At 71.9% G+C, this 12,556-nt stretch carries 15 protein-coding genes; 4 read left to right on the forward strand and 11 right to left on the reverse strand.

Annotation, left to right across the window (positions count from 1 at the left end; genetic code table 11):
* Positions 1 to 3: 3 nt before the first annotated feature.
* On the forward strand, positions 4 to 822 hold the full coding sequence (locus ASF45_RS15170) for an acyl-CoA thioesterase II (RefSeq protein ID WP_063887690.1): 819 nt from the start codon (positions 4 to 6) through the stop codon (positions 820 to 822).
* A 3-nt stretch (positions 823 to 825) separates the two neighbouring features.
* Positions 826 to 1,593 carry an enoyl-CoA hydratase gene (locus ASF45_RS15175; protein WP_056663908.1) on the forward strand — a complete coding sequence of 256 codons (768 nt, stop codon included), beginning with the start codon at positions 826 to 828 and terminating at the stop codon, positions 1,591 to 1,593.
* On the opposite strand, the gene ASF45_RS15180 is transcribed toward ASF45_RS15175, so the two are convergent.
* The 6 genes from ASF45_RS15180 to ASF45_RS15205 all read right to left on the reverse strand — a co-directional run bounded on the left by ASF45_RS15180 (position 1,594) and on the right by ASF45_RS15205 (position 6,376).
* Positions 1,594 to 1,917, reverse strand: coding sequence for a hypothetical protein (locus ASF45_RS15180; protein ID WP_056663911.1), 324 nt, complete (start codon positions 1,915 to 1,917; stop codon positions 1,594 to 1,596).
* A 114-nt stretch (positions 1,918 to 2,031) separates the two neighbouring features.
* Positions 2,032 to 3,909 (reverse strand): ATP-binding protein, encoded by a 1,878-nt coding sequence (locus ASF45_RS15185; RefSeq protein ID WP_056663914.1) that lies wholly within the window; start codon positions 3,907 to 3,909, stop codon positions 2,032 to 2,034.
* Positions 3,881 to 4,540, reverse strand: a complete 660-nt coding sequence (locus ASF45_RS15190; RefSeq protein ID WP_056663915.1) for a response regulator transcription factor — start codon at positions 4,538 to 4,540, stop codon at positions 3,881 to 3,883. The genes ASF45_RS15185 and ASF45_RS15190 overlap by 29 nt, the downstream gene beginning before the upstream one ends.
* An 89-nt stretch (positions 4,541 to 4,629) precedes the next feature.
* Positions 4,630 to 5,232 (reverse strand): hypothetical protein, encoded by a 603-nt coding sequence (locus ASF45_RS15195; RefSeq protein WP_056663918.1) that lies wholly within the window; start codon positions 5,230 to 5,232, stop codon positions 4,630 to 4,632.
* Between the two features lie 92 nt (positions 5,233 to 5,324).
* A complete protein-coding gene (locus ASF45_RS15200; protein ID WP_200932164.1) occupies positions 5,325 to 6,101 on the reverse strand; it encodes a hypothetical protein in 777 nt (258 codons plus the stop codon).
* Positions 6,102 to 6,112: 11 nt separating this feature from the next.
* Positions 6,113 to 6,376 (reverse strand): hypothetical protein, encoded by a 264-nt coding sequence (locus ASF45_RS15205; RefSeq protein ID WP_056663921.1) that lies wholly within the window; start codon positions 6,374 to 6,376, stop codon positions 6,113 to 6,115.
* 278 nt (positions 6,377 to 6,654) lie between these two features.
* Between ASF45_RS15205 and ASF45_RS15210 the strand changes: the two genes are divergently transcribed.
* On the forward strand, positions 6,655 to 7,701 hold the full coding sequence (locus tag ASF45_RS15210; RefSeq protein ID WP_056663924.1) for an NUDIX domain-containing protein: 1,047 nt from the start codon (positions 6,655 to 6,657) through the stop codon (positions 7,699 to 7,701).
* A 2-nt stretch (positions 7,702 to 7,703) separates the two neighbouring features.
* On the opposite strand, the gene ASF45_RS15215 is transcribed toward ASF45_RS15210, so the two are convergent.
* From ASF45_RS15215 to ASF45_RS15230, 4 genes are read right to left on the reverse strand one after another with little or no spacing between them, the layout of a single operon-like run.
* A complete protein-coding gene (locus ASF45_RS15215; protein WP_056663927.1) occupies positions 7,704 to 7,991 on the reverse strand; it encodes an acylphosphatase in 288 nt (95 codons plus the stop codon).
* Positions 7,988 to 8,686, reverse strand: coding sequence for a GntR family transcriptional regulator (locus ASF45_RS15220; protein ID WP_056663930.1), 699 nt, complete (start codon positions 8,684 to 8,686; stop codon positions 7,988 to 7,990). The genes ASF45_RS15215 and ASF45_RS15220 overlap by 4 nt, the downstream gene beginning before the upstream one ends.
* Positions 8,687 to 8,708: 22 nt before the next feature.
* Positions 8,709 to 9,605: a polysaccharide deacetylase family protein gene (locus ASF45_RS15225; protein WP_056663933.1), complete on the reverse strand. Its 897-nt coding sequence runs from the start codon at positions 9,603 to 9,605 to the stop codon at positions 8,709 to 8,711.
* Positions 9,602 to 10,609 (reverse strand): tripartite tricarboxylate transporter substrate binding protein, encoded by a 1,008-nt coding sequence (locus ASF45_RS15230; protein WP_056663936.1) that lies wholly within the window; start codon positions 10,607 to 10,609, stop codon positions 9,602 to 9,604. The genes ASF45_RS15225 and ASF45_RS15230 overlap by 4 nt, the downstream gene beginning before the upstream one ends.
* A gap of 181 nt (positions 10,610 to 10,790) precedes the next feature.
* Here ASF45_RS15230 and ASF45_RS15235 point away from each other — a divergent pair, with 181 nt between their 5' ends.
* Entirely contained in the window at positions 10,791 to 11,840 is a 1,050-nt protein-coding gene (locus ASF45_RS15235; protein ID WP_056663938.1) for a DNA topoisomerase IB, read from the forward strand.
* Here the strand turns inward: ASF45_RS15235 and ASF45_RS15240 are convergent.
* Positions 11,837 to 12,553: a glutamine amidotransferase gene (locus tag ASF45_RS15240; protein WP_056663941.1), complete on the reverse strand. Its 717-nt coding sequence runs from the start codon at positions 12,551 to 12,553 to the stop codon at positions 11,837 to 11,839. The genes ASF45_RS15235 and ASF45_RS15240 overlap by 4 nt on opposite strands.
* Between the last annotated feature and the right edge of the window lie 3 nt (positions 12,554 to 12,556).

Consider the following 12,556-nt stretch of genomic DNA (forward strand, 5'->3'; position numbering starts at 1 on the left):
CCGATGAGCGAGCATTTCTTCGACCAGGCCGTGGCCCTGCAGCCCGACGGCGACAACGCCTTCCGCGGCGCCGCGCACCCGGCCTGGGCCAACATGGTCGGGCCTTTCGGCGGCATCACGGCGGCCAGCGCGCTGAACGGCGTGCTGTCGCACCCGAAGCTGCTGGGCGTACCCATCGCGCTGACGGTCAACTACGCGGCCGCGCTCGGCGCGGGGCCGTACCGGCTCGCGGCCGTGCCGGTGCGCACCAACCGCTCGACCCAGCACTGGACCCTGGCGATGACCCAGCCCGGTGCCGATGGCGCCGAGGAGACCGTGCTGACGGCCACGGCCGTGACCGCCGTGCGGCGCGACACCTGGAGCCAGAACGACCAGCCCATGCCGGCCGCACCGCCGCCGCAGGAGGCCGAGCGGCTCACCCCCTTCGGCGTGGAGTGGCTCGAGCGCTATGACATGCGGCCCGTGCACGGCATCGTGCCCAGCACCTGGGATGGCCGCGGCGACCACAGCCTCACGCAGCTGTGGGTGCGCGACGAGCCGGGCCGCCCGCTGGACTTTCTCTCGCTGGCCTCGCTGGCCGACGTGTTCTATCCGCGTGTCTGGCTGCGCCGTGCCACGCGCGTGCCGGCCGGCACCGTGTCGATCACGACCTACTTCCACGCCGACGCTGCCCTGCTGGCGCGCACGGGCACGGGCTACCTCTTCGGCCAGGCCCAGGCCCAGGCCTTTCGCAATGGCTTCTTCGACCAGACCGCGCAGCTCTGGAACGAGGGCGGAGAATTGCTGGCCACCTCCCACCAGATCGTCTACTACAAGGAATAAGCCATGAGCGAAGACATCCTGGTCCACGCCGAAGCCGGCGTCACCACCATCACCTTCAACCGCGTCGACAAGAAGAATTCCATCACCGCCGCGATGTACGCGACGCTGGCCGATGCCCTGGCCGCGGCCGACGCCGACCCCGCGCAGCGCGTGGCGGTGCTGCAAGGCCACGAGACCATCTTCAGCGCGGGCAACGACATCGGCGACTTCCTGAACGCACCGCCGAGCGGCGAGGCTTCGCCCGTGTTCCGCTTCCTGCGCGGCATCGCGGGTTTTTCCAAGCCGCTGCTGGCGGCGGTCTGCGGTCCGGCCGTGGGCGTGGGCACGACCATGTTGTTCCACTGCGACCTGGTCTATGCCGGCGACAACGCAGCCTTCTCCATGCCCTTCGTGAACCTCGGCCTGGTGCCCGAGGCGGCCTCCAGCTTGCTGGTGCCGCAGATGATGGGCTACCACCGTGCGGCCGAAGCCCTGCTGCTGGGCGAGCCCTTCATGGCCGAGGCGGCACTCGAGGTCGGTCTGGTCAACCGCGTCGTGCCGCCATCGGAGGCGAACGCGTTGGCGCAGGCCCAGGCGCGCAAGCTGGCGGCCAAGCCGCTGAGTTCCCTGATCGCGACCAAGCGCCTGCTCAAGAAAACGAGCGCCGACGCCGTGCTGGCGCGCATGGACGAAGAGGGTGCGCTGTTCCGCCGCATGCTGGGCGAGCCGGCCGCGCGCGAGGCCTTCGGCGCGTTCATGGAGCGGCGCAAGCCCGACTTCTCCAAGCTCTGATCAGACGCAGGCCCGGCGCCGCCATTGCGCGCGCCGGTGCATGGCGATCATGGCCACCGTGCCGCAGCCGCTCAGGTTGAGCAGCGCGATCAGCAGGAAGGGAAGGTCGCGCAGCACCAGCAGGCCGTAGGCCGTGGTCGCGACGTTCGAGACCACCCAGGACCACCAGGTCAGCAGCGAGAGCGAACGCGCGCCGTCCTCGCAGCGCCACACGGTCACGATCTGCGGGACATAGGTGAACACCCGCAGCGCGTTGGACAACAGGTAGGCCCAGCCAACGGCGGCGAGCGGGCCTTCCGGCATGGCCAGGGACCACGTGGTCATGGATGGGGAGCTGGCGGCAGGGCCAGGGAACAGGGCTGCATGGGCATGTCTCCGGCCGCCACCGGGCAGCACACGCCGTGACTCTAGGCAGGCGGGGCGGCGGCGGGAATGCCGTCAGTGCGGCAGGCCATCGCGTGTTTGCGCGAGGGGCAGCTCCAGCCGCCAGCAGCAGCCCTGCGCGCGTTCCATGCGCAGCAGCCGTCCCCCCAGCCGCGCCGCGCGGGCCTGCATGTTGGGCAGGCCGTGGCCGGTGCCGGGGCTGGCCGGCACGCCCACGCCATCGTCGGCCAGGTCCACCTGCAGCAGTCCGTCGCGCCAGGCCAGCGTGACCTCGACGGTGCGCGCGCGGGCATGCTTGAGCACATTGGTCAGCGCCTCCTGGGCGATGCGCAGCACCTGCAAGGTGCTGTGCGGCGGGAGCGCCAGGGCCTGCTCGGGCAGCTCCTGACGCCAGTGGGTCGCGAGGCCTGCCTCGCGCAGCCGTGCATCCCAGCGGAAGCGGAAGTCGGCCCAGGCGGCGGCGAAGTCGCCCTCGTCCGAACCGAGTGCGTCCAACGCCACGCGCATCTCGTCGATGGCCGCGCGCAGCACGCCGCTCACCTGCGGCGGCGCGAGTGCGCCGCGTTCGGCGCGCAGCAGCGAGGTGAACAGCTGCGCACCCAGGCCGTCGTGCAGGTCCTGCATGATGCGCTGGCGCTCGTCGGTGGCGGCCTGCTCGCGCTGCAATGCGGCGATGCGCGCATAGCTCGCGCCAATCTCCTTCTCGCGTGCGGCCACTCGGGCCTCCAACGTGCGGTGCGATTCCTCCAGCGCCCGCAGGTTGCGCACGTAGCGCAGCGTGATGAGCCCGCCCATGGTCAGCAGCAGCAGGTTGGCGCCGTAGTGCAGCAGGAAGAAGCGGTGCGCGCTCCAGCGCGGCAGCAGGGCGCTGAACCAGGGCGATTGCTGGGCCATGAAGTGGTCGTGCACGCCGGACAGCAGCGTGAGCACGAAGACCAGCGCGATCAGTGCGCGCTCTGCCGATGGCCGGCGCCAGGCCGCGACCACGGCCACCAGCACGCCCATCACCCCGATCGGGATGAACCCGGCCACCCACCAGCGCGCCACCCACTGCTCGGCCCCGGTGCTGGCGCCGCCCAGCAGGTACACCAGCGGACCCAGCGCCCACCAGCTGACCAGCCCGCGCACGAGCCAACGGGGTTGCCAGCGCGCCAGGTGCAGCGCGAACAGAACGAGCAGCACGATGAAGCCGCCATTGCTGGCGTGGTACATCAGCCGCCACAGTGGCCAGGCCCAGGCCGGCAGCACGTCGAACACGAAGGTGGTGGTGCGCAGCGCCCAGGCCACGCCGACCAGGCCGGCGATGGCGTAGAGCGTCTCCCGTGGCCGGCGCAGCCAGATGTACAGCGCGAACACGCCGGCCATCGAGGACACGACCACCGTGATGACCGGCACCGTGCGCACGAAGAAAAGCCGCAGGTCGAATTGCGGCAGCAACTGGCTCTGCGGGCCCAGCACCAGCCGCGGCAGCATGGCGGCCGCTGGCGCCTGCGAGGTCGCCACGCGCAGCTGCAGCCGGTTGGCGCCTGGCAGCAGCAGGCTTGGCGGCAGCGCCAGCAGCTGCGGGCGTTGCCAGCGCACGCGCACCTGGTCCGTGGTCTCGGGCACGGCGCCGACCAGCTGGCCGTTGAGCCACACGCTGCCGCCGCCGTAGAAATAGGGCAGGTACAGCATCCAGCCATCGTGCTGCAACTGCTCCGCGGCAGCGGCCGGCAGCGTGAAGACCAGCTGGTACCAGACGGCCGGCGCCTGCTGCGCATCGGGCAGCGCCACGGTCTGCCAGCGCGCGTCGCGCGGGTCCGGTGGCTGCGGTGCGTCGCTGCGCAGCAGCTCGGCCTGCAGCGGCTCCAGCGTCTGCGCCTGCGCCAGGCCGGTCAGCAGCCAGGCCGCCAGCAGCAGCGCGCTACAGCAGGCCCAGCTGCGAAGCTTCATAGACCGCTTCGCCGCGCGAGTGCACGGCGAGCTTGCGGTAGATCTTCTTCACGTGGGCAACCACCGTGTGCGGCGAAATCTCCAGCAGCTCGCCAATGGTTTCGAAGGACAGGCCCTTGGCCACCATGCGCAGCAACTCGGTCTCGCGCGCGGTCAGCGGCGAGGCCTGCTCCAGTGGCGCCGGCCGCGAGGGCGTGCCTGCCGATGCCCCGCCGCGCAGCCGCGACAGGATGCGCCGCGCGATGCTGGGACTGATGGGCGCGCCGCCGCCGCGCAGCTCGTGCACCGCGGCCGCGATGCGTTCGGGCGCGGCGTCCTTGAGCAGGTAGCCGGCCGCGCCGGCCTCGATGGCGCCCACCACATGGGCGTCGTCGCCGAACATGGTGACGACCAGCACGTCGCAGTCGGGGTGGCGCTGCTGGGCATGCTGGATGACCTCGATGCCGCTGATGTCCGGAAGGCCCAGGTCCACCAGCAGCACGTCGGGCCGCTGCCGGTCCAGCAGGGCCTTGGCGGCCTGGCCGTTGGACACGGCGCCGAGCAGGGTCAGGCCGGCATCGCCGAGCACGGCATCGGCGAAACGCCGCATGAACTCGGGCTCGTCCTCGACGATCAGCACCTCAATGGCCATGCTTCCTCCCTGGGGCGGGGCCATTCTGCCAGCGGCCCGTGGCGCCGCCATCGCGCGTAGGCGGGATGGCGCAGGCCCTTTTCCCCGCGTCAGTCGTGCCAGCCGAAGACCGCGCTGGCCTCCATGGTCTCCGGCAGGATGTAAACCACACTGCGCCCCTGGCCCAGCAGCGGCTCCACTTGCTGGGTGTAGAAAGCCACAGGCACGACCACGCAGCCCAGCGAGATCTTGTTGTCGGCCGGCGTCGCCGAGCGCAAACGCTCGGCGCGGCGCTCGGCCGACGGGCCGGGGCGCAGCCGGTGGATGGCCAGCGCGGCACCGTAGTCGACCCAGACCACAGGCTCGCCCTGCAGGTTGCGGCCGGGCTGGGCCAGATAGCGGCCGGCCGGCGTCGTGCGCTCGTGCAAGGCCAGCGTGGACAGGTCGCGCTGGTTCAGGTCGGGCGCGCCGTGGTCGCCGGGTGCAGCGCCCAGCAGGGCCGGCGAGGCCGCGCGCAACTGCCCGTCGGCGCCGAACAGATAAAGCATGGCGGCCTTCTTGTCGACCAGCGCGTAGGGCAACCCGGCGTTGTCGCCCGAGTGCAGGACCCGGTCGGCCAGCTGCTGTGCGTCGGTCGAGAAGCGGGCCGGCCCGGCATGCGCTGTGCAGGCGAGGATGAAAAGAATGCTGCAGCGCAGCAGGAAATGTCGCATCGCGCCGCATGCTAGCGGCGTAGGAGCAGGCCCACAAGCGGGGCAGCCGCTGTCCTACAGCGACGTGGTGATCGGTGGCCGCTGCGGGGCGATCAGCGGAAGGCGACCTGGCGCTCGCCCGGATCGTACAAGCCGGCGAAGACCTGCTGCAGAGGCAGTTCCTCGGGCAGCACATAGACGATGCCGCGGCTGTTCTGGAACACCGGCCACAGCGCGTTCTCGAAGAAGGCCACGGGCAGGTTGATGCAGCCATAGGAAATGCGGTTGTCCTCCACGCTGGGCGAGGCCAGGCGTTCGAGCCGGCGCTCGCGCGGGTCGGTGGCGCGCACGCGGTGCATGGAGACCGCGGCCGCGTAGTCGACCCACACCACGTCCTCGGGCGTGGTGTTGCGGCCGGCCTGGGCGACGAAGCGGCCGGCCGGCGTGGTGCGTTCCTCGGGCAACACGGCGTGGATGGGCTTGTCGCCCACGCCCGCCACGGTGTGGTCGCCGGGCGCGGAGCCCAGCAACACAGGTGTGGACGCGAGCAGGCTGCCGTCGGGGCGGAACAGAAAGACCTTGGCGTTGCGCTTGTCCAGAACCACAAAGTACAGGCCCTCGTGGTCGCCCGAATCGAGCACCCAATCGGCCACGCGGCGGACCCCGTCTGAGGCTTCCTGGCCAGCCAGGTCCGCCCGGCGGATCGCGCGCGGCGCGGGGCTGGCGGTGCCGACGGCGGGTGAGGCTGTCGTCGGCACGCTCGCCGCAACGGCGGCTTGCTGGACGCCGGCCGGCGGCAGCGCCAGCGCCAGCACCGCGCCCCCCAGCAGCAGGCCGTACTTCAAGCCGGCGAGCGTGTCGTCACGTTGCGGGGGGCGCTCGGTGGACATGGCCTGGCCGTTCAGTTGCGGTCGGCTTGCGGCGGCAGCGGCTGCTGCGTGTTCATGTCGGGGCTGGCCTGGGTCTGGGCCGGCATGGTCTGCGGCGTCTGCGTCGTTGCGTTGTTCATGTTGCTGTTGTTGTTCGGCGTGCCGTCGACCGCGCCCATTTGTGCCTGCTGCGGCGTCTGGGTGGTGCCGCCAGTGGTCTGGGCATAGGCCAGGCCGATGGCGCCAACCAGCGAAGCGGCGGCGACGAGGGAAGTCAGGGTGGTGGATGCTTTCATGGCGTACTCTCCTGGATGGTGGATGGAAGGCAAAGGCCGGCGAAGCGTCGGCTGAGTCCAGCTTAGGCAGGCGCCAGGTGCGCTGCGTCGGCCCTGCGCGACGCCCCGCGTAGGACGGCGCGGCCTGCGGGCCGTCGCGCGCGCGCCGTCGGCCTGCCGGCACGCCTGTAGGACTTCCGCGCCAGCGCTGAGGGTGTTGGACGCCCGCTGGGCATTGCGCACAATGGTCCGTCCCCGTCTGGCCCGTTTCAGCTGGCCCGCCCCATCGGAGTCCGTCCATGCCCGTTCCCGTTCACGACCTTGCCGTCTGCATCGGCCGCTTCCAGCCCTTCCACCTGGGCCACCGCAGCGTGCTGCAGCAGGCCCTGGCCCAGGCACGCCGCTGCCTGGTGCTGCTGGGCTCGGCGCACCAGGCGCGCACGCCGGCCCAGCCCTGGACCTGGCAGGAGCGCGCCGAGATGCTGCGCCAGGCCCTGCCCGAGGAGTTGCGCGAGCGCGTGGACGTGCAGCCCTTGCGCGACCACCACGACGAGCAGCGCTGGGCCGACAGCGTGCGCGCGCTGGTGGCAGCAAGCCTGCCCGAAGGTGGCCGCGTGCTGCTGGCCGGGCATTTCAAGGACGCCAGCAGCGCCTGGGTGCGCGACTTTCCTCAGTGGAAGCTGTGGGCCGTGCCCGGCTTCGGCGCCTACGACGCACGCACCGTGCGCGATGCCCTGCTCGGCGCCGGCCCCGGCGGTGCCCAGGCCGCGCTGCTGCGCATGGCGCCGCTGCTGCACGCCAACACGCAGGAATTCCTGCGCGACTGGCTGGACCTGGGGCACCTGCCGGCGCTCACGGCCGAATGGCAGGCGCTGGCGCGCGGCCGTGCCGAATGGGCCGGCTCACCCTACCCGCCGGTGTTCGTGACGGTGGATGCCGTGATCCGCTGCCAGGGCCGCGTGCTGCTGATCCGGCGCGGCCAGGCGCCGGGCCTGGGCCTGCTGGCCGTGCCCGGCGGCTTCCTGGAGCAGCGCGACACGGTCTACCAGTCGGCCGTGCGCGAACTGGAAGAGGAGACCGGGCTGGCCATGCTGGAGCCCGCGCTGCGCCAGTGCCTGAAGGCCGTCGCGGTGTTCGACCGGCCCGACCGCAGCCAGCGCGGCCGCGTGGTCACGCATGCGCACTACTTCGACCTGGGCGAGCGCGCGCTACCGGCCGTGCAGGCCGGCGACGATGCGCGCGACGCGCAGTGGGTGCCGATCGCCCAGCTGGCGGAGCTGGAGCCGCAGTTCCATGACGACCATTTCCAGATGCTGGACCACTTCCTGGGTGTGCTGCGGCCCTGAGGTCAGGCGCTGGGGCGCGTCTCGAAGCCGGGCGGCAGGCTGGCGTCGTCGCTGGCGGGCGTGGCCTGCACCGCGTCCACGCGCGCGGCCGGCGGGCCGCGCCGGCACCAGGCCAGCAGCGCTTCCAAGGCGCCGGGTGCAGCCTGCACCAGGGCTTCGACGCGGCCGTCGTGCCGGTTGCGCACCCAGCCGCGCACGCCGAGGCGACGGGCCTGCTCCGCCATGCTGGCGCGGTAGGACACGCCCTGGACACGGCCGCTGATCGACAGGTGCAGCGTCTGGAGGCTCACGCCGCCACCTGCTGCGCGGCTTCCCAGGCCCGCGCGATCTCGGTGTCCGCATCGGCACCGACGGCTGCCTGCGCGCGCGGCTGCAGCCGTGTCTCGATCAGCGAAAGGTGCACGTGCATGGCCTTCATGGCGCGTGCGCCATCGCCTTGTGCGAGGGCGCGCACGATGTCCTCGTGCTCCTCGCAGGCACAGGTGGACGAGGCGGCCGGCTCGAAGAAGGCCACCAGCATGGCCGTGCGGCTGACCAGTTCCTGCAGCGCGCGCAGCACGAAGGGGCTGTCGGCAAAGCTGGCCAGCAACAGGTGGAATTCGCCGCTGAGCTGGATCGAGCGTGCGCGGTCCTGCGCGTGCAGGGCGGCGTGTTCGCGCTCGCCATGGGCCTGCAGCGCGGCCAGTTGCGCGGCCGACAGCCGGCCTGCGAGCCGGCCGACCAGACCGCCCTCGACGATGCGGCGCGCCTCGTAGATCTCGCGCGCCTGCGCCAGCGTGGGGTTGGAGACGAAGCAGCCGCGGTTGGGGATCAGTTCCAGCAGCCGCTCGTGGCCGAGCCGGTGCAACACCTTGCGCACGCGCTCGCGCGAGACGCCGAAGATCTGCGCGAGGCGGGTCTCGATGAGCTGCGTGCCCGGCGCCAGGCGGCCGGCCAGCAGGGTCTGCGCCAAGGTCGCGTGGATGGCCTGTTCCTGGGGGTGCATCCAGCGAATGTAGCGCAGCCCCTCAAGCCGCCGGCGCGTGCGCGATCCAGTGCCGCGCGATCTGCGCGCGCGTGGCGATCCAGGCGCCGCCGCGCTCGCGCAGGTGCGCCAGGATCATCTCCAGCGCCTTCATGCGTGCGGGCCGGCCGATCATGCGCAGGTGCAGGCCGATGGACAGCATGCGCGGCGCGTGCGCGCCTTCGCATGCCAGCCAGTCGAAGGCGTCGCAGCAGTACTCGGCGAACTGGCCGGCCGTGGCGAAGCGCTGGGTGTGCTGGAACTGCATGTCGTTCGTGTCGAAGGCATAGGGCAGCACCAGGTGGCGCCGGCCGCCCACGGGCACGAAGTAGGGCAGGTCGTCGTTGTAGGCGTCGCTGTCGTAGAGGAAGCCGCGCTCGGCCAGCAGTGCGCGCGTGGCCGGCGTGCAGGCCGAGCGCGTGTGCCAGCCCAGCGGGCGTTGGCCGCAGGCGGCCTCGAAGGCGCGGATGCAGGCGTCCATGTCGGCCGCCTCGCGCTCGGGCGCCATGCCGGCGTGGCTTTCCCAGCGCCAGCCGTGGGCCGAGAGTTCGTGGCCGCGCGCCACCGCGTCCTGCGCGAGCCAGGGGCTGCGCTCCACGGCGCGGCCGCAGGCGCTGACCGTCATGGGCGCGTCCCAGCGTGCGAAGGTGTCGGCGATGCGCCACCAGGCCGCGCGCGTGCCGTACTCGAAGTGGCTGTCGATGCAGGGGTCCCAGCCCGTGCGCGGGTCGATCACCTCGTAGACCGATTCGTTGCGCGCATCGCCATCGGCGACCGAGAACTCCGCGCCCTCCTCGAAGTTCAGCACGAAGGACACCGCGACGCGGGCCTGCTGGGGCCAGGCGATCGCCGGTGGCTGGTTGGCGTAACCACGCAGGTCGCGCGCAAGCATTGGGGTCATGGCTCGGCCTTGATGTTGCGTTCCTTCACCACCTTGGCCCAGCGCGTGAACTCGGCGTTGAGATAGTCGTTGGACTCCTTGAGCGTCATGCTGGCCACCTCGCCGCCCGTGCCTTCGATGCGGGCGCGGAAGTCGGGCGCCTGGGCCATGGCGCGCAGCGCGGCGTTGAGCTTCTCCAGGATGGGCGCGGGCGTCTTCGCTGGCGCCAGCAGCATGTACCAGGACACGAACTCGAAACCCGGCACGCCGGCCTCGGCCACCGTGGGCACGTCGGGCAACTGCGGCGAGCGCTTGGCGCTCGTGATCGCCACGCCGTTGAGCTTGCCGCTTTTCACGAGTGGCAGCGAGGAGGTGATGATGTCCACCGACAGCGCCACGCGGTCGGCCATCACGTCCTGCAGTGCCGGCGCAGCGCCCTTGTACGGCACGTGCAGCATGTGGGCGCCCGACATGGATTCGAGCAGTGCCGCGCCCACGTGGCTGGTGGTGCCCACGCCCGAGGAGGCGTACTGCATGGCGTCGGGCTGGGCCTTGGCCAGCGCGAGGAGGTCCTGCAGGCTCTTGCCCTTGAGGGCCGGGCCGGTCACGACCACGCTCGGTACCTTGGCCACCACGCCCACCGGCACCAGATCGGCGCGCGTGTCGTAGGGCAGCTTGCTGTACATGAACGGATTGACCGCATGGCCGATGGTCACCATCAGCAGGGTGCTGCCGTCGGCCGGCGCCTTGGCCGCCACGTCGGTGCCGATCACCCCGCCGGCGCCGGCGCGGTTGTCGATCACCACGGCCTGCTTGCCGCCCCAGGCTTCGCCGAGCTTCTGCCCGACCAGGCGGGCATACACATCGGCCGCGCCGCCGGGCGGAAACGGCACGACGATCTTGACCGGTCGGTCGGGGTAGGCGGCGGCGTCCTGCGCCGCGGCAGGTGCCATCGGCGCCAATGCGGTGCACAGGGCCAGGGCGGCCAGCAGGTGCCGGCGGGGAACGTGGGGCAGCAGGTCCATACGGAACTCCAGCGAAGACGGGGAACAAGGCGCACCACGCTGGCGCACCGGCTTTGTGCACTTTTCATAAAAAATTGTGCACATTGCGGGGATGAGCACGTTCCGTGCCGTCGGCGGCCGACGCGCGAAGACCGGGCTTTCCGACACGCAGGCGCCCGCGTGTTGCGCAGCATCCCCACCGATGCGCACCGCCACCCCTACCCCTGCTGCTGTCGACGTGCCCCCAGGCCTCGTCTATGTGCATGACGGCCTGCCCGGCATCACGCGTCGGCGCAGCGGCAAGGGCTTCAGCTACCGGCGGCCCGATGGCACGCCGCTGGCCGACCCCGCGGCGCTGCAGCGCATCCGCGCGCTCGCCATTCCGCCGGCGTACACCCAGGTCTGGATCTGCACGCGTGCCAACGGCCACCTGCAGGCCACCGGCCGCGACGCGCGCGGCCGCAAGCAGTACCGCTACCACGTCGACTGGCATCTCGCGCAGGACGCCGGCAAGTACGCGCGGCTGCAGGAATTCGCCAGCGTGCTGCCACGCATCCGCGCCGCCGTGCGGCGCGACCTCGCGCTGCCCGGGCCGCTGCAGCGCGACTGCGTGCTGGCCACCGTGGTGCGGCTGCTGGACACCACGCTCGCCCGCGTGGGCAACGATGTCTATGCGCGCGAGAACGGCTCCTACGGCCTGACCACGCTGCGCGCGCGCCATGCCCAGGTGCGCGGCAGCGCCGTGCGGCTGCGCTTCAAGGGCAAGAGCGGCGTGGAGCACGCCGTGGCGCTGGACGACGCGCGCGTCGCCCGCGTGGTGCGGCGCTGCCAGGAATTGCCGGGCCAGGAGCTGTTCCAGTACCTGGACGATGCGGGCGAGCGCCACGTCATCGACTCCGACGGCGTCAATGCCTACCTGCGCCGGGCCAGCGGCGGCGACTTCACGGCCAAGGACTTTCGCACCTGGCATGCCAGCGTGCATGCGCTGGCCCTCGCGCGCGCCCGGCCCTGCGCGCCGGACAGCTCGGTGGCCGCCCGGCGCATGGCCGCCAAGGCGGTGCTGGCCGAAGTGGCGGCGCGGCTGGGCAACACCGTGGCCGTGTGCCGCAAGGCCTATGTGCACCCAGCCGTGCTGGCGCTGCTGCTGCAGGACGCAGCGGTACCGCCCTGCCTGGAGGCACCGCCGCGGCGCAAGGCCGGCCTCACCGCGGCCGAATGCCGGCTACTGGGCTTCCTGGAGGCGCTGGCTTAGGCCGCTTGCACGTGGCGCGCGAAGTTGCGCAGCACGCGCGCGGCGGCCGGTGTGTCCGCGACGCCGGCCACCAGTGCGGCCGGGTCATGCCCTTCCTCGCGCAGCTCGGGGCCGAGCCGCTCGACATAGGCGCGCATGGCCTGGGCGCTGAATTCGGGATGGAACTGCACGCCCCAGGCCGCTGGCCCGACGCGGAAAGCCTGGTTCGGCTCGAAGGCATTGGCCGCCAGCCGCACGGCCCCGTCCGGCAGCTGCTGCACCGATTGGCGGTGCACGACCTGGGCCGCGAACACCGGCGGCAGGTCGCCCAGCACGGGATCGCTGCCGGCAGCCGGTTGCAACTGCACGGACACCGTGCCGACCTCGATACCGCCCGGGTGGTAGCCGACCTCGCCGCCCAGGCTGTGCGCCAGCAGCTGGTGGCCGTAGCAGATGCCCAGCACCGGCAGGCCGGCTTGCACGGCGCCGCGCAGCCAGGAGGCGGCCGCCTCGCTCCAGGGTTCGCGCTCGCTCACCATGGCGTGCGAGCCGGTGATGACCACGCCGGCCAGGCCCTGCGGTACCGGTAGTTCACCGTGGCGTGCGTCGACCACGCGGATGCCGAGCCCGGGCGCATCGAGGCCGGCACGGATCCAGTCGTCGAAATCGCCCAGCGTCTGGGCCAGGGCGGGGAAGGTGGCGCCGGCCTTGAGGATCAGGAGGGGGGCGGTCATGGA

The organism is Pseudorhodoferax sp. Leaf265 (assembly GCF_001422365.1).
GTDB lineage: Bacteria > Pseudomonadota > Gammaproteobacteria > Burkholderiales > Burkholderiaceae_C > Pseudorhodoferax.